This window comes from Klebsiella sp. JN_Kp121, assembly GCF_040062145.1.
GTDB classification, from domain to species: Bacteria; Pseudomonadota; Gammaproteobacteria; order Enterobacterales; family Enterobacteriaceae; genus Klebsiella; species Klebsiella aerogenes.
In genome coordinates this window covers 1-17,405 of sequence record NZ_JBEAHX010000005.1, presented here as the reverse complement: position 1 = coordinate 17,405, position 17,405 = coordinate 1, and the positions used below count along the sequence as shown (strand labels likewise).

13 protein-coding genes are annotated in these 17,405 nt (G+C 56.9%); 9 read left to right on the top strand and 4 right to left on the bottom strand.

Annotation, left to right across the window (positions count from 1 at the left end; translation table 11 throughout):
- Positions 1 to 49 precede the first annotated feature (49 nt).
- Genes ABLU86_RS09035 through arcC form a run of 3 tightly spaced genes read left to right on the top strand, consistent with a single transcriptional unit; the run spans position 50 to position 3,663 of the window.
- Positions 50 to 1,261, top strand: coding sequence for a YgeY family selenium metabolism-linked hydrolase (locus tag ABLU86_RS09035; RefSeq protein ID WP_015705213.1), 1,212 nt, complete (start codon positions 50 to 52; stop codon positions 1,259 to 1,261).
- A 51-nt stretch (positions 1,262 to 1,312) separates the two neighbouring features.
- Positions 1,313 to 2,719 (top strand): dihydropyrimidinase, encoded by a 1,407-nt coding sequence (hydA, locus tag ABLU86_RS09030; RefSeq protein ID WP_348796104.1) that lies wholly within the window; start codon positions 1,313 to 1,315, stop codon positions 2,717 to 2,719.
- Between the two features lie 11 nt (positions 2,720 to 2,730).
- The gene (arcC, locus tag ABLU86_RS09025) at positions 2,731 to 3,663 is read left to right on the top strand and encodes a carbamate kinase (RefSeq protein ID WP_015366905.1); all 933 of its coding nucleotides are present in this window, start codon (positions 2,731 to 2,733) and stop codon (positions 3,661 to 3,663) included.
- An 80-nt stretch (positions 3,664 to 3,743) separates the two neighbouring features.
- Here the strand turns inward: arcC and yqeB are convergent, their stop codons facing one another.
- Together yqeB and yqeC are read right to left on the bottom strand one after the other, a co-directional pair.
- Entirely contained in the window at positions 3,744 to 5,369 is a 1,626-nt protein-coding gene (yqeB, locus tag ABLU86_RS09020) for a selenium-dependent molybdenum cofactor biosynthesis protein YqeB (protein ID WP_348796105.1), read from the bottom strand.
- 42 nt (positions 5,370 to 5,411) lie between these two features.
- Entirely contained in the window at positions 5,412 to 6,170 is a 759-nt protein-coding gene (gene yqeC / locus ABLU86_RS09015) for a selenium cofactor biosynthesis protein YqeC (protein WP_046884232.1), read from the bottom strand.
- Between the two features lie 34 nt (positions 6,171 to 6,204).
- On the opposite strand from yqeC, the gene ABLU86_RS09010 reads away from it, so the two are divergent.
- The 3 genes from ABLU86_RS09010 to ssnA all read left to right on the top strand — a co-directional run bounded on the left by ABLU86_RS09010 (position 6,205) and on the right by ssnA (position 11,479).
- Positions 6,205 to 6,774: an NTP transferase domain-containing protein gene (locus ABLU86_RS09010; protein ID WP_045366835.1), complete on the top strand. Its 570-nt coding sequence runs from the start codon at positions 6,205 to 6,207 to the stop codon at positions 6,772 to 6,774.
- Between the two features lie 269 nt (positions 6,775 to 7,043).
- Positions 7,044 to 10,148, top strand: coding sequence for a putative selenate reductase subunit YgfK (gene ygfK, locus ABLU86_RS09005; RefSeq protein ID WP_348796106.1), 3,105 nt, complete (start codon positions 7,044 to 7,046; stop codon positions 10,146 to 10,148).
- On the top strand, positions 10,145 to 11,479 hold the full coding sequence (gene ssnA, locus ABLU86_RS09000) for a putative aminohydrolase SsnA (RefSeq protein ID WP_348796107.1): 1,335 nt from the start codon (positions 10,145 to 10,147) through the stop codon (positions 11,477 to 11,479). Before ygfK ends, ssnA begins: the two co-directional genes overlap by 4 nt.
- A 133-nt stretch (positions 11,480 to 11,612) precedes the next feature.
- Here the strand turns inward: ssnA and ABLU86_RS08995 are convergent, their stop codons facing one another.
- Positions 11,613 to 12,089 carry a 4Fe-4S dicluster domain-containing protein gene (locus ABLU86_RS08995; protein WP_015366911.1) on the bottom strand — a complete coding sequence of 159 codons (477 nt, stop codon included), beginning with the start codon at positions 12,087 to 12,089 and terminating at the stop codon, positions 11,613 to 11,615.
- Positions 12,089 to 14,026, bottom strand: a complete 1,938-nt coding sequence (gene ygfT / locus ABLU86_RS08990; RefSeq protein WP_348796108.1) for a formate-dependent uric acid utilization protein YgfT — start codon at positions 14,024 to 14,026, stop codon at positions 12,089 to 12,091. The genes ABLU86_RS08995 and ygfT overlap by 1 nt, the downstream gene beginning before the upstream one ends.
- A 532-nt stretch (positions 14,027 to 14,558) precedes the next feature.
- On the opposite strand from ygfT, the gene ABLU86_RS08985 reads away from it, so the two are divergent.
- The 3 genes from ABLU86_RS08985 to ABLU86_RS08975 form a co-directional block, all read left to right on the top strand.
- On the top strand, positions 14,559 to 16,028 hold the full coding sequence (locus ABLU86_RS08985) for a nucleobase:cation symporter-2 family protein (protein WP_015366914.1): 1,470 nt from the start codon (positions 14,559 to 14,561) through the stop codon (positions 16,026 to 16,028).
- Between the two features lie 3 nt (positions 16,029 to 16,031).
- A complete protein-coding gene (locus tag ABLU86_RS08980) occupies positions 16,032 to 16,160 on the top strand; it encodes a hypothetical protein (protein ID WP_015366915.1) in 129 nt (42 codons plus the stop codon).
- An 11-nt stretch (positions 16,161 to 16,171) separates the two neighbouring features.
- Positions 16,172 to 17,405, top strand: a 1,234-nt coding sequence (locus ABLU86_RS08975) for a molybdopterin-dependent oxidoreductase (protein WP_348816921.1), incomplete at its 3' end; no start/stop codon positions are given.

Sequence of the window (17,405 nt, the reverse complement as noted above, 5' to 3'; positions counted from 1 at the left end):
CAACATATTCATCCCGCGAAGCGGGAAACCAGGACCGGAGAGTTAATTCATGGCTAAGCACATTCCTTTCAAACTGATTGTCGAAAAAGCAAACCACTACCAGCAGGATATGACCCGCTTCCTGCGCGATATGATCGCTATCCCCAGCGAAAGCTGTGACGAAAAACGCGTCGTGCATCGTATTAAAGAAGAGATGGAAAAAGTCGGCTTCGATAAAGTCGAGATTGACCCGATGGGCAACGTGCTGGGCTATATCGGCCACGGCCCGCGACTGGTCGCCATGGACGCGCATATCGATACCGTTGGCATCGGTAACATCAAGAACTGGACTTTCGACCCCTATCAGGGGATGGAAACCGATGAGCTGATCGGCGGGCGCGGCGCGTCCGACCAGGAAGGCGGGATGGCGTCGATGGTCTACGCTGGAAAAATCATCAAGGACCTCGGTCTGGAAGATGAATATACCCTGCTGGTGACCGGTACCGTTCAGGAAGAAGATTGTGACGGTCTGTGCTGGCAGTACATCATCGAACAGTCCGGCATTCGCCCGGAATTCGTGGTCAGTACCGAGCCGACGGATTGCCAAATCTATCGCGGCCAGCGCGGGCGTATGGAGATTCGCGTCGATGTTCAGGGGGTAAGCTGCCACGGCTCGGCGCCGGAGCGCGGCGATAATGCCATCTTCAAAATGGGGCCGATTCTTAACGAACTGCAGGAGCTGTCCCATAACCTGGGCAATGATGAGTTCCTGGGTAAAGGCACCCTCACCGTTTCAGAAATTTTCTTCACCTCGCCAAGCCGCTGCGCGGTTGCCGACAGCTGCGCGGTCTCTATCGACCGCCGTCTGACCTGGGGTGAAACCTGGGAAGGCGCGCTGGATGAGATCCGCGCCCTGCCTGCCGTACAGAAGGCCGGCGCCGTGGTCTCAATGTACAACTATGAACGCCCGTCATGGACCGGGCTGGTTTATCCAACGGAATGCTACTTCCCGACCTGGAAAGTTGAAGAGGATCATTTCACCGTACGCGCGCTCAGCAACGCTTATGAAGGACTGTTCGGTAAAGCGCCGGTGGTCGATAAATGGACCTTCTCCACCAACGGCGTTTCCATTATGGGCCGCCACGGCATCCCGGTTATCGGTTTCGGGCCAGGTAAAGAGCCGGAAGCCCATGCGCCAAATGAAAAAACCTGGAAACAGCATCTGGTGACCTGTGCCGCAATGTACGCCGCAATCCCGCTGAGCTGGCTGGCCACAGAGTAAGTTTGTACGGTTATTCCTCCCGCCGCGCGTCGGCGGGAGTCTGGAGTTTTTATGCGCGTACTGATTAAAAACGGCATCGTGGTCAACGCCGACGGCCAGGCAAAACAGGATCTGCTGATTGAAAACGGCCTGGTCAGCCAGCTCGCCGAACGGATAACCCCGACCGAACCTTGCCAGACTATCGATGCCGCAGGTTGCTATGTCATGCCCGGCGGCATCGACGTTCATACTCATTTTAATATCGATACCGGGCACGCCCGCAGCTGCGATGATTTCTTCACCGGCACCCGCGCCGCCGCCTGCGGCGGTACCACCACTATCGTCGACCATATGGGCTTCGGCCCCGCCGGCTGCCGCCTTCGTCACCAGCTAGAGGCCTATCACGGCTATGCCGCCTACAAAGCGGTGATCGACTACAGTTTTCACGGCGTTATCCAGCATATCAACCATGCCATCCTCGATGAAATCCCGATGATGGTTGAAGCCGGGATTAGCAGCTTCAAGCTCTACCTGACCTACCAATATAAGTTGAACGATGATGAAGTGCTTCAGGCGATGCGCCATCTCCATCGCGCTGGCGCGCTAACCACCGTTCATCCGGAAAACGACGCCGCTATCGCCCGTAAACGGGCCGAATTTCTGGCGGCCGGCAAAACCGCGCCGCGCTACCACGCCCTTAGTCGCCCGCTGGAGTGTGAAGCGGAGGCTATCGCGCGAATGATCAATCTCGCCCAGCTCGCCGACAACGCGCCGCTGTATATCGTTCATCTCTCCAACGGCCTGGGGCTGGATTATCTGCGTCTCGCCCAGCGGCGGCACCAGCCGGTGTGGATTGAAACCTGTCCGCAATATCTGCTGCTTGACGACCGCTGCTATGAACGCGAAGACGCGCTGGGTTATTTGTTAAGCCCACCGCTGCGCAACGCCAGCAACAATGATGCGCTGTGGTGCGGTATCGCCGATGGTGCGATCGACGTGGTGGCGACCGATCATTGCGCTTTCTCGATGGCCCAACGCCAGCAGCTCTCCGGCGACGATTTCAGCCGCTGTCCGAACGGCCTACCGGGGGTGGAAAACCGCCTGTTGCTCATGTTTTCCCACGGCGTCATGACCGGGCGGATTTCAGCGCAGCGTTTCGTCGCGCTCACCAGCGCCACTCCCGCGAAGCTATTTGGCCTGTGGCCGAAAAAAGGACGATTGGCGCCCGGCGCAGACGGCGATGTCGTCATTATCGATCCGCAGCGCACCACCACGATCCGCCATGAGATGTTGCATGACAACGCCGACTATTCACCCTGGGAGGGCTTTATTTGCCAGGGCGCGATTCGCCAGACCTTATCGCATGGCCGGGTCATTTTTGATAACGGCACCTTCACCGGCAGCGCTGGTCAGGGACGTTTTTTACGCCGCGATCCCTTTTCTACCGCTCACCTTCCGGTCAGCGGAATCACATCTTAAGTGAGGTATTCATGAGTAAGAAAATTGTACTCGCCCTCGGCGGTAACGCGCTCGGCGAGGATCTGGCCGGACAAATGCAGGCCGTCAAACAAACCGCGCAGGCCATCGTCGACCTGATAGCCCAGGGCCACCAGGTAGTCGTGACCCACGGCAACGGCCCGCAGGTTGGGATGATTAATCTGGCCTTCGAAGCCGCAGCCAAAACCGAGGCCCATACCCCGATGCTGCCCATGTCGGTCTGTGTGGCGCTAAGCCAGGGTTATATCGGCTATGACCTGCAAAACGCCCTGCGCGAGGAGTTGCTGTCGCGATCGATGCATATCCCGGTGGCAACAATCATCACCCAGGTGGAAGTCGACGCCAACGACCCGGCGTTCAAAAATCCGACCAAACCTATCGGCTCTTTTTTCACTGAGCAGGAAGCAGAACAGCTGACGCGTCAGGGGTACGCTATGAAAGAAGATGCCGGACGCGGCTATCGCCGGGTTGTCGCCTCGCCGCAGCCGGTCGATATTATTGAGAAAGAGACGGTCAAAGCACTCATGGACGCCTGCCACGTAGTGATCACCGCGGGCGGCGGCGGGATCCCGGTAATCCGCGAAGGCAATCATCTGCGCGGCGCCAGCGCGGTAATTGATAAAGACTGGGCCAGCGCTAAACTGGCGGCGATGATCGACGCCGACATGCTGATCATCCTGACCGCGGTCGAGAAAGTGGCAATCAACTTTGGCAAACCCAACGAGCAGTGGCTGGATAAGCTGTCGCTCAGCGATGCCGAACAGTTCATTCGTGAAGGTCACTTCGCTAAGGGGTCAATGCTACCGAAAGTTGAGGCCGCCGCCTCATTCGCCCGTTCACGTCCGGGGCGCAAAGCGCTGATCACCGTATTAAATAAAGCCAAAGAAGGGATTGAAGGAAAAACCGGTACGGTCATTGAAGGGTAAAAAGGCACCGAATGTAGCCCCGGTAAGCGGTAGCGCCACCGGGGATTTTGAGGCCATCAACACCGGCTTCGTGCTGCTATCTACGCCACCGACAATAACTCACTCTTCTCTTTTATTCTTTTATTCATCAGCGTCATCAGCGCCTCAAGCACCCCACCGCCAATGGCGCGCGCCTTATCGGAGACGCTGGTAAAATCGGCGCTGGCGCCGCGCGGGTCGATATCGCCAATTTTAAAGCCGCTCTCGACCACTAACCCATCGCTGAGCAAACCGCGCACCATACCGCTTAAGGGCGCAATAATCTCGGCCTCGCCGACGGTGGCAATGATATCGCCTTCATTAACAATCTCACCCAGCGCCACTTTCGCGCGCATCACCCCGGCTCCCGGCGCCCGGATCACCCGTCGTGAAGTATGGCCAAGAATATTACCAGGAACCCCGGTGTTCTCCTGCGCTTTGCCATCGTAAATCACCTGCCCCAGCCAATGGCCGCGATTGGTTTCAATCACCGCATGGCAATCCACACCGGCGCAAAAACCAGGGCCTAGCGCAATTACCGCTGGCGCCATCTCTCGCTGCGTACCAAAATTCTCTTTCGCCAGTATTGCATCCACGACGCAGACAGGGCGCAGTTCATTCAGCGATTCGCACAGCGGATCCACCAATACCGGAATCACGCCATTTTCAATTACCCGGATGGCCTCCTGAGCGGATGACACCCGCTTCGCCATCACCCCTTCTACCGTCATTTCACCGTCGAAGACTGCCTGGGCAAAAGCGACGCTGCGGCGGATAACCGTCGGTTTCGCGACTTCCAGCATCACCACTTTGAACCCCGCATGCCACAGACGCAGAGCCACGCCGCTGGCAATATCGCCGGCGCCGCGAATAGCGACCAACTGCTGCTGCGCAGGCGTGGCTGCCGCCATCAGCAAGCCGCCTGGCGCGCGATTTTTTACCTGCAGGATTTCCGCCAGAATGCTAATCGCTATCTCATGCGGCGTTTCGGCGCCAATGTTATAGCCAACCGGCGCATGCAGGCGGGCAATATGTTCTGCGGCAATGCCGTTTTCCCGCATCTGGCGTAAAAACACCTGGACTTTACGGCGGCTGGCCAGCAGCCCAAGCCAGGCGACCGGCCGTTCAATCAGTTTATCCAGAGCTTCACGATCCTGGTTATTGGTGGCGATTAACACAAAGTCATCGCCGCGGATCGCCAGATTCTCCACCGCCTCGCTGAAGGTTTCAGCATGCAGCAACTGCGTTGTCGGCGGAAAATAGTCGGGGTTCAGGCTCTCTGGATAGATATCGGCCACCGCCACCTCAAAACCCAGCAGCGCCGCGCTTTGCGCCACCGCGCGGTTCACGTGCCCGGCGCCGATCAGCACCAGACGCGGGCGCAGGCCATGTACGCTAATATAGACCGACATTGCCCCGCCGCAATCGGAGCCGACCGCATCGCTGCCGCTACGCGCCATCCGCCCATGAAACATGCGCGACGCCTTTTCGCTGAGCGCTTCCAGCGCCTGTTCAATCACTTTGCGCTCAACCATGCCGCCGCCGATGGTGCCGACTATCGAACCATCTTCACGAATTAACATCTGCGCCGAATGGCGCGGCGTTGAGCCGCGGCTATCGACAATCTGCGCCAGCGCAAACGGGCGATTCTGTGCTTCGAGTTTTGCCGCTTCAGAGAAAATATTCATAACAACCTCAATGGATATCCGCTATGCGCCCAAGCCGGGGCGTCACTCTGTTGTTCGTCGTCGCGTTATCGCGGGCTGCTCTTGTACCGCTCCCGCCCACAGGGCGTTAATCCTCCACTGCTGCAACAGCGCCTGCTCCGGTAAATTCTCATTTTGAGAAAGCTGATTCAGCAGCAGGATCCGGCGACTGGCGGGCGGAACGCCTTTAAACGCTCCCTGCGGATGCGTAATTAAGCGATGCAGCATGGGCCAACTCAGCGCCGTATCCGGCGCCGCGCCGGTGATCCGGGAAAAAAGGGGCCAGCGATGAACGGTCGCTGGCCCAACGTTTTGCCCGAGCCTCCAGGCCCCCATGACGGCAATAACGCAGCAACAGGATTGAGGTATGCAAGGTTCGTGCTCAGCTGGCGCTTTTAAGGCGAAACCGTGAGCCCCGTCAGCTTCTACCAGCACCACATCCACGCGCCCCGCGGCAACCAGCGCATCAAGCTGTTGCGGGCTAAACCCACGAACCTTACCCGCAGGGGCGAGCCACGAGGCGTAGCAGGCCTGCAGCGGCCGCCGCCAAACTTCGACAGGCAGCGCCAGCGGTTCGCGGCAAATCACCACAGGTAGTGATGCCGGGAGATACATATGGGTGGTCGTGGTGATCAGAACTCGCCGGCCAGCCTCCAGAAAGCGCTGCGCCAGCCACATTAAGGTACTGGTTTTGCCTCCCGCGCCGACGGCGGAAATGAGCAGCGGACCATCATTTACGCCTAAATCACAAAACAGCGATTGCAGATGCGGTATATTTTCCATGCGCTGGCCAGGATTCCATTATTCAGGGAGGAGTATGAAACAGGTTGATTGTATTATTACCGCCGCCGGATTGTCCTCCCGGATGGGACAGTGGAAAATGATGTTACCCTGGCGCGAAACGACAATACTTGATGCAAGTATAAAAAACGCCCTGCAATTCTGCTCGCGTATTATTTTGGTGAGCGGTTTTCGCGCAGAGGAGCTACATCAACGCTATTCGGCGCATCCGCAAATAACCCTGGTTTATAATCCCAACTATCAACAGGGTCTGTTTACTTCTGTTTGCGCTGGCGCGAGCCAGGTGCGAAACAACTTCTGTTTTATCACCCTCGGCGATTTACCCTGCCTGCCGCCAGCGCTTTTCCAGCGGCTTTGGCAACAACGCGGCGACAGCGCCCTTCTTCCGCAATATCAAGGCGTACCGGGTCATCCCATCCTTATTACCGGCACACAGTTGCGCCAACTTATCACTTACGATGGACCTGACTCAATGCGCAAACGGTTATTACAGAGCCGCCATCGCTGCCTGGAGTTAGATTTTCCGCAAATGGTCTGGGATATCGATACCCCTGCTGATTTTATTCGCCTGCAAAACCAGTATTAATCATGTCTTTGTCGGGAAATTATCATTGTGATATTTCGCCGTTTATTTTGAGAAATCCCGACGGATAAAAACATAGAGTGATTTTAATTCTCATTACCATAGCGTGAGCCCATTCACATAGCCCGGCGTTCTTTAGACCTCTCTCACATTTTTAATTATTTCTCCCTCCTGTCTTTAATAACTGGTTCGATTGTTGCTCCTCCTTAACTATCCGTCGGAATAAGTACCACTAACCGGCAAATTTGATTGCACAAATAAAGGAGAGGGTTATGGGGGATATCATGCGTCCCGTCCCGTTTGAGGAATTATTGACGCGCATTTTCGATGAGTATCAACAACACCATTCCATTTTTGGTATTCCTGAGCAGCAGTTCTATTCGCCTGCCAACCAACGCCGGGTAAGCGTCTTCGGCGAAAGCTGCGCCACCCCAATCGGCCCCGCCGCCGGGCCACATACCCAACTGGCGCAGAATATCATCACCGCCTGGCTCACCGGTGGGCGGTTTATCGAGTTGAAAACCGTACAGATTCTCGACCGGCTTGAGCTGGAAAAACCCTGCATCGATGCCGAAGACGAATGCTTTAACACCGAATGGTCTACGGAATTTACGCTGCAAAAAGCGTGGGATGAGTATCTTAAAGCATGGTTTATTCTGCATCTGTTGGAAGAGATTTTCCCATTCACGCCGGCGAAGAACGGTAAGTCCTTTATTTTCAATATGAGCGTCGGTTATAACCTGGAAGGGATCAAGCAACCGCCGATGCAGCAGTTTATCGATAATATGATGAACGCCGCCGGGCAGCCAAAATTTACCCAGTACCGCGACACGCTGAACCGCTGGCTGCATGATGACGCCTTCCTCACCCGCTTGTCTCTGGATGATATTCGCCCACGGCTGGCGACGCTCGCGGAACGCATTCCTGCAAAACTGGTACAAGGGGTTACCCTCTCAACCATGCATGGTTGCCCGCCAGATGAAATCGAAGCCATCTGCCGCTATATGCTGGAAGAGAAACAGCTCAACACCTTCGTGAAGCTCAATCCGACGCTGTTGGGCTACCCGCGCGTACGCGAAATTCTCGACACCTGCGGCTTTGACTATATCGGTCTGAATGAAGAATCTTTTGAACACGATCTTAAAATCGGCCAGGCGCTGGAAATGTTGACGCGCCTGATGGCGTTGGCGAAAAGTAAACAACTTGGCTTCGGCGTGAAGCTGACCAACACCCTCGGCACGGTCAACAATAAAGGCGCGCTGCCCGGCGATGAGATGTATATGTCCGGCCGCGCGCTGTTCCCGCTCTCCATCAACGTTGCGGCGCTGCTCTCGCGTGAATTCGACGGCAAACTCCCGATCTCCTACTCCGGCGGCGCCAGCCAACTCAATATTCGCGATATCTTTGAAACCGGGATCCGCCCCATTACCATGGCGACCGATCTGCTAAAACCCGGTGGTTATCTGCGTCTTAGCCAGTGCATGCGCGAGCTGGAGCAGGCCGATGGCTGGGAGATGAATCAGGTCGACGTCAAGCGCCTGAACGCGCTGGCGGAAAAAGCGGTCAGCATGGAGTACACGCAAAAACACTGGAAGCCTGACGATCGCATCGACGTTGGCGAGCCGCTGCCGTTAACCGACTGCTACGTCGCCCCTTGCGTCAGCGCCTGCGCCATCAAACAGGATATTCCGGAATACATTCGCCTGATGGGCGAGCAGCGCTATGCCGATGCGCTGGAGCTTATCTATCAACGTAACGCGCTGCCGGCGATTACCGGTCACATCTGCGATCACCAGTGCCAGTACAACTGTACGCGTCTTGACTATGACAGTGCGTTAAATATCCGCGAGCTGAAAAAAATCGCCCTTGAGAAAGGCTGGCCGGAATACCAACGCCGCTGGCATAAACCGGCGGGTTCCGGCAGCCGAAACCCGGTGGCGGTGATTGGCGCAGGCCCGGCGGGGCTGGCGGCGGGCTACTTCCTCGCCCGCGCCGGCCATCCGGTCACGCTCTTTGAGCGCGAAACCAACGCAGGCGGAGTGGTAAAAAATATCATTCCGCATTTCCGCATTCCCGCTGAACTTATCCAGCAGGATATTGAGTTCGTTGTTAATCACGGCGTCAACATTGTCTACGGCTGCAACCCGCATCTCACCGTCGAAAAACTCCGTCAGGAGGGTTATCGCTATGTACTGGTCGGAACCGGCACTGACAAAAACAGCGGCGTGAAGCTTGGCGGCGATAACCCGAATATTCATAAGTCGCTCAACTTCCTGCGCGCGTTCAACCGCGGCGATCGCCTGAACGTGGGTAAACATGTGGCCATTGTCGGCGCGGGTAACACCGCAATGGACTGCGCCCGCGCGGCGCTGCGCATCCCCGGCGTTGAGAAAGCGACGGTGATTTATCGCCGCTCGCAGCAGGAGATGCCGGCATGGCGCGAGGAGTACGAAGAAGCCCTCCAGGATGGCGTTACGTTCCGTTTTCTCAGCAACCCGGAACACTTCGCCGCTGACGGCACGCTAACCGTCCGCACCATGGCCCTCGGCGAGCCTGATGAACAGGGTCGGCGTCGCCCAATGCCCACCGATGAAACCTGGACGCTGCAGGTCGATACGCTGATTACCGCTATCGGCGAACAGCAGGATGGCGAAGCGCTGGCGGCGATGGGGATCCCGCTCAACGATCGCGGCTGGCCTGAAGTCAACGCTGATGGCGAAAGCCGGCTGGCTAATGTATTCCTGATTGGCGACGTACAGCGTGGCCCTTCTTCTATCGTCTCGGCGATAGGCAACGCCCGTCGCGCCAGCGATGCAATCCTCAAACGCGAGAATATCCGCAGCCACTTCGGCGATAAACAGTGGAATAACGTCGATCCCGCGGACATCTACCGCCGCAAAGGGACCATTGCTATCGCTCAGGTTGATAAAGACGACCGCGATGCCTTTGTCGCGCAGGAGGCGGAGCGCTGCCTCGAATGTAATTACGTCTGCAGCAAATGCGTTGATGTCTGCCCGAACCGCGCCAACGTCTCCATTGCGGTACCGGGGTTCGACAACCGCTTTCAGACGCTGCACCTCGACGCGTACTGCAACGAATGCGGCAACTGCGCGCAGTTCTGCCCATGGCAGGGAAAACCCTATAAGGACAAGGTCACCGTTTTTAGCCTCGAACAGGATTTCAACAACAGCAGTAATCCGGGTTTTCTCGTGGAGCAACAGCGCGTCCACGTGCGTCAGGATGGCATGACCTGGCTGCTGGATATCGACCAGCGAGGTCAGTTCGCTGAAGTACCGCCGCAGCTGGATGCCATGTGCCGCATCATCAGCCACATTCATCAACATCATCACTATTTGCTGGGAGCCGTCGAAGTATGAGTATCTTAATGCTTAAAAATGCCACCCTTGCCCAGCTTCACCCGGCAAAAGTGGAAGAAGGTGTCGATATCGTCATTGAAAATGACAGGATTCTCGAAACAGGCGCTAACCTTAGCCCGCGTTACCCGCAGGCGCGTATTAAGGAAATGCACGGCCGACTGGTGATGCCGGGAATGGTCTGCTCGCATAACCATTTTTATTCCGGACTGTCGCGCGGAATTCAGGCCAATATCGCGCCGAGTCCCGATTTTATCTCCACGCTGAAAAACCTGTGGTGGCGCCTGGACCGCGCTCTGGATGAGGAGTCCTTATACTACAGCGGGCTTATCTGTTCGCTGGAGGCCATTCGCAGCGGCTGCACAGCCGTCATTGACCACAGCGCGTCGCCGAACTATATCGCTGGATCATTAAATCAGTTACGTAACGCTTTCATCAAGGTCGGCCTGCGTGGCATGACCTGCTTTGAAACCACCGACCGTAACGGCGGGTTGCAGGAACTTCAGGCAAGCGTCGAGGAAAATATCCGCTTTGCCCGCGAAATCGATCGGGCGCGGGAAAGCGGCGACGAACCGTATCTGGTAGAAGCGCATATAGGGGCTCATGCGCCGTTTACGGTTCCTGATGAGGGGCTATTAATGCTTCGCGAAGCATTAAAAACAACCGGGCGCGGCCTGCATATTCATATGGCGGAAGACCGTTACGACGTTTCTCACAGCCACCATCACTACGGTAAAGATCTGCTGGTACGCCTGGCGGAGTTCGATCTCATCGATAGTAAAACGCTGGTAGCGCACGGGCTGTATCTGTCGGAAGCTGATATTGAACTGCTGAACGAGCACGATGGTTTCCTTGTCCATAACGCCCGCTCTAACATGAACAACCACGTTGGTTATAACCAGCAGTTGACGGCGTTTCGCAACCTGGCGCTGGGTACCGACGGCATCGGCTCCGATATGTTTGAAGAACTCAAGTTCGCTTTCTTTAAACACCGCGATGCCGGCGGGCCACTGTGGCCGGATAGCTTTGCGCGGGCATTAAGCAACGGTAACACGCTGCTTAGCCGCAACTTTAACGACCGTTTCGGCCGTATTGAGGCAGGCTATAAGGCGGATTTAACCATCAGCGATTATATTCCGCCGACGCCGCTGCTGGCGGCGAATCTCGCCGGGCATATCGCCTTCGGTCTGGGGGCCAGCCACGTTCATAGCGTGATGGTAAATGGCGTCATGGTCTATGAGGATCGGCAGTTCGCTATTGATTGCGATACGATTTTCGCCGAAGCGCGGAAGGTGGCGAAGAAGATGTGGCAGCGGATGGATGCGTTGCCGTAAACCCATCACGGCAAAACAAAACCCGGTCGCTGTACCGGGTTTATTTTTTGGCTTCTACCGGGGCTATAAATAGCACAGAAACATCGATCGGGTAGCCCGGATAAGACGCAGTGCGTCGCCATCCGGGACTCTCCTACAAGCTCAACAAACTGGCGCTGGCGATCGTTCTCTGTTTCTGCAGCGCCGCCAGGGCCTCACCGGTCATCAGCGATATTGCCGCCGTTGGGCACACCGATACGCAGGCCGGGCCACCATCTCGCTGCTCGCAGAGATCGCACTTCACAATAACCGGCGGATGCGCCGCCGATGTTTCGATAGTAATCGCGCCAAATGGGCAGGCGACGACGCAGCTCTGGCAGCCAATGCAGCGCCCGGCATCGGCCTCGACCCGCTCGGCGCCCATCGCCAATGCGCCGGTCGGACAGACCCCAACGCATGGCGCGTTTTCACACTGATGGCACATCACCGGCACGCTCAACGTGTCGAGTCGCATCACCTTCAATCGCGGATGAAATTCCGCCCCTTCCGCCACATGCTCCAGTGCGCAGGCGACTTCGCAGGTACGACAGCCGATACAGGCCTGTGAACTGGCAAGAATAAAATGGGTCATCACCGTTCCTTATGGTCAAATCGCGCCAGCATTTCGCTTGCGGCCTGGCGCCCGGCAACCATAGCCGTCACCACCAGATCGGCGCCATGTACCGCATCGCCGCCGGCATAGATTTTGTCATGGCTGGTCTGTGTGGTGCCGCGACCTTTGCCGCCCGTTACAATCTGCCCCCAGCGGTCAAGTTTGATGCCATGCCCCCGCAGCCACGGCATGTCGTGAGCCTGGAAACCAAACGCCAGCACCAGCACATCGGCCGGGAGTTCGAATTCTGAACCGGCAATTGGCCGCGGGCGCCGGCGGCCATCCGGCCCTGGTTCACCCATTTCGGTACGGATCATCCCGACGGCGCTGACCTGGCCTTTACGGTTACGCAGGATATATTGCGGCTGAACGTTAAACTGAAACGCCACGCCCTCCTCCCGCGCGTTCACCACCTCTTTTTTCGATCCTGGCATGCTTAACTCATCGCGACGATAGGCGCAGGTTACGCTCTCGGCTCCGCGACGCACCGCGGTGCGCAAACAGTCCATCGCCGTATCGCCGCCGCCCAGCACCACCACCCGCTTACCCTTAATGTCGGTTAACGGATATTCGGCGCTCTCTTCAATACCCATCACCTCACGGGTATTGGCAATCAGGAACGGCAGCGCCTGAATAACACCCGGCGCGTCTTCGCCATCAAGACCCGCGCCCATCAGCCCATAGGTGCCGACGCCTAAAAAGACCGCATCGTAGTTAGCCAGCAGTTCGCTAAAGTCCACGTCGCGCCCCACTTCCTGATTGAGATGGAAACGAATCCCCATATCGCTGAAGATCTCGCGCCGCAGCGCCATTACCGTTTTTTCCAGCTTGAAAGACGGAATGCCGAAAGTCAGCAGCCCGCCAATTTCAGGATGTTTATCAAAAACATCAACCTGTACCCCGGCGCGCGCGAGAATATCCGCGCAGCCCAGTCCCGCCGGGCCGGCGCCGATAATAGCCACGCGTTCCTGACGCGGGGCAACCTCGCCTGTGGTTGGCCGCCAGCCCATCGCCAGCGCGGTATCGGTGATATAGCGTTCCAGATTGCCAACCGCCACCGCGCCGCCTTCGTTTTTCAGCGTACAGGCACCCTCGCATAGCCTGTCCTGTGGGCAGACCCGGCCGCAGATTTCCGGCAGCGAACTACTTTGATGACAGAGTTCTGCGGCCTCAATAATCTTGCCCTCACGCACCAGTCGGATGAAATCAGGAATATGGTTGTGTAACGGGCAGGTCCAGTTGCACCAGGCTTTTTGCGCACAGTACAGGCAACGCTCGCTTTCATATTCGGCATCACATTCGCTAAGGCGCTGGTAGATCTCGGCAAAATGCGCTTTTCGCTCTTCCGCGGCAAGCTTCTTCGCCCCCACCCGCGGCGCTTTATCCAGGATCGCTTCGCGCCTTGCGCCACGACGCTCGGCTAGCGGCTGCCCCTGGGCAGAACGGATTTGTCTTTCCCGCTGCAACCGCTTCAGGGCGCTCTCGTCCATTACGCGCAGCGCCTGAGTCGGGCAACTGGCCACGCAGGCCTGCTCTGCTGAGGGGCGATCGCGACAAAGATCGCATTTTTGCGCCAGCTGCGGGCCATCTTCCCCGCTGGCGACCATCTCGATTGCGCCAAATGGGCAAGCGACGACGCAGTTTTTGCAACCGATACACTCGGACTGGGTAAACTGGATGCTGTCGTTGGCGACATACAGCGCCTGGGTCGGGCAGGAGGTGACGCAAGGCGCGTCGTTGCAATGGTGGCAAGTGGTCGCAGTACTGGTATTCCGGTGGAAGACAACATGGATGCGCGGAACAAACGCGCTGCGCTGTGCCGGCCAGGCATCCTGATGATGCGCCGTGACGCAGGCCACTTCGCAGGCATGACATCCAATACAGTTCGCAACATCGGCCACAATAAATCGATTCATTTGCTTCCCTTTTATTCTTCTGGAATAGTCTTAGGGATGGATTGCAATATTCGGGCGATATTTGGCGCTCAACTTATGTAGCCATTCATTTTTGCGAGTCAGCTCAAATTATTACTCTCCTGTGGCTCTCGAATAAATAAAACCTCATCAAATCACCGGGATGGCATCTCAATTCCGCCCTGACTTTTTATCATTTTTATCTTCTTAGCGCTTATTTCGCCTACCAAAATGAGACGATATATATCTCAAACTGATATTCGCCATTTTTATTTCTGATGCCCGCTCGCAACGTTAAACAGGCCAGCAAGAAATAGACAAGCCAACCCGTGATTGATTTCACAAATATATTACTCCACTGCCGCATCGCTCATTTTTGGCACAGCTTACGCATAACCCTCCTAACGCATAAGCAACTCCGTGCGCGTTATACGCTGGTGAACATCATCAGCAGAGGGAGGCAATGGCCTTCGAATCGTAACTTCTGCCCTTTCAGTTCGGCACGGGCGGAAGTCGTAAAGGAGACAACTACTTCATGAAAGATTTTGCCATTCCGGCCTCACGCAATACGGCGACTGTCGCGCCGGTCGATGAGGTCCTGCCAATTACGCAAATGATTCTCTATGGATTGCAGCACGTGCTGGTGATGTACGCCGGGGCGGTGGCGGTACCGCTGGTGGTGGGCAACGCGGTCGGTTTGCCTGCGGAGCATATTATTTTATTAATCAGCGCCGATTTGTTTATTTGCGGCGCCGCGACCATCGTGCAATCGATGGGCATCAAGCAGTGGTTGGGCTGCCGCCTACCGCTGATCCAGGGCTGTACTTTCGCCGCGCTGATCCCGATGGTGCTTATTGGTAAAGAGTACGGTATCGGGGCGATCTCCGGCTCGGTTATCGTCTCCGGCATTTTTATCCTCTGCTGCGCGCCGTGGATTAGCCGCCTGATTCGCTTCTTTCCAAAGGTGGTGATGGGCGGCATTGTAACGCTGATCGGCCTCTCTATTATGCCGGTCGCGGGAGGATGGATTGGCGGCGGCAGCAGCGAGATGGCCGGTTTCGGCGATCTCTTCTCGCTGCTGATGGCGGCCATCACGCTGGTCATTATTCTTAACCTGTATACCTTCGCAACCGGCGTGGTCAAAAACACCTCGGTGCTGATCGGGCTGGTGATCGGCACTATTTTATGGAGCTTCTTCAAGCCGCTGGATTTTAACCTCGTCAACGCTACGCCTTGGTTGCATCTGCCACAGGTGATGCAGTTCGCCCGGCCTGAGTTTCATATCGTGCCCGTCGCCCTGCTGTCGATGGTCATGGTGGTGGTGATGGTCGAAACCATGTCGTCCATCATGGCGACCGGCGATATCGTCGGTAAACAGGTCACGGCCAGCATGCTGCGTAACGGCCTGAATACCTGCGGACTGGCGACGACGATCTGTGGCTTCTTTAACCTGTTTCCCTACGCGGCCTTTGCGCAAAACGTCGGCCTGATTGGCCTGACCGGCGTACGCAGCCGCTTCGTGGTGTCGGTCTCGGGCGTCATTCTGATGCTGATGGGCATTTTCGCCAAAATGGCGGCGCTGGTGGTACTGATTCCGAAACCGATCCTCGGCGGCGCCGGTATCGTTATGTTCGGCATGGTTGCTGTTTCCGGTATTCGTACTCTCGGTCAGGTCAACTATCGCAACAATAACAACGGGATGGTGGTCGCACTCACCCTTGGTCTCGGCATGATGCCGGTGCTGGTGCCGAATCTGTTTACCCAGTTCCCGCCAATGATGCAGCTGTTTCTGCACAGCGGCATCACTATCGGCACCCTGACAGCGATTGTCGCCAACCTGACGCTGAACGGCAGCGTGCCGTTCCGAATTTCCCACGATGTCCCGGAACCGGACCCGGCGCCGCCGAGCGCGGCTGCCCGCAACATGGCCGTGCGTACGGTACGCATGTGGCTGCTGCTGCGCAAAGTACAGAAAGGTCAAACCGCCGCTGACGGCCAGGAGTGATTCATGTCTATGTCGCAACGTCTGCTTTTTGCACTGTTGATGATGGCCCTGATGGCGGTTCCCGCCATCCAGGACGCCATTACCCTCGGAATTAACAGCCGTTTTATCTATCTGTTGCCGTACTATTTTTAAGGAGTCACACGATGGAAAAAGTCACCACCGTCTGTCCCTACTGCGCCGCTGGCTGTAAGCTGCGGCTGGTGGTGGACGACGGCATGGTCGTCGGCGCCGAAGCGGCCATGGGGAAAAACAATCAGGGAACCCTGTGTCTGAAAGGCTATTATGGCTGGGATTTCATTAACGATACCCAGATCCTGACCCCGCGTCTCAAAACCCCCATGCTCCGTCGTAAGCGTGGCGGCAAACTGGAAGCCGTCTCCTGGGATGAGGCGCTCGATTACGTCGCCACCCGCCTTGGCGCCATTAAAGAAAAATATGGCCCGGACGCGATCCAGACCACCGGCTCCTCCCGCGGGACCGGTAATGAAACCAACTACGTGATGCAAAAATTCGCGCGCGCCGTTATTGGCACCAATAACGTCGACTGCTGCGCTCGCGTCTGACACGGCCCTTCGGTTGCAGGTCTGCACCAGTCGGTCGGTAATGGCGCCATGAGTAATGCCATCACGGAGATTGATAACACCGACCTGGTGTTTATCTTCGGTTACAACCCGGCGGATTCCCACCCTATCGTGGCGAATCACGTCATTAACGCCAAACGCAACGGGGCGAAAATCATCGTCTGCGACCCGCGCAAGATTGAAACCGCGCGCATCGCCGACATGCACATCGCGCTGAAGAACGGCTCGAATATCGCGCTGCTCAACGCCATTGGCCACGTCATTATTGAAGAGGATCTGTACGATAAATCCTTCGTCGCCAGCCGTTCCGAAGGCTTCGAGGAGTATCGCAAAATCGTCGAAGGCTACACGCCGGAGTCGGTGGAAGAGATAACCGGCGTCAGCGCTCAGGAGATCCGCGCCTGCGCCCGGATGTACGCCAGCGCCAAATCCGCCGCCATCCTGTGGGGCATGGGCGTCACCCAGTTCTACCAGGGCGTGGAGACCGTGCGGTCGCTGACCAGCCTCGCGATCCTCACCGGCAACCTCGGCAAGCCGAGCGTCGGCGTCAATCCGGTACGCGGGCAGAACAACGTCCAGGGCGCCTGCGATATGGGCGCGCTGCCGGATACCTATCCGGGCTACCAGTACGTTAAGTTCCCGGAAAACCGCGAGAAGTTTGCCAGAGCCTGGGGCGTCGACAGCCTGCCGGAGCATACCGGTTATCGCATCAGCGAGCTGCCGCACCGCGCCGAACACGGCGAAGTCCGCGCGGCGTACATTATGGGCGAGGATCCGCTGCAGACCGATGCCGAGC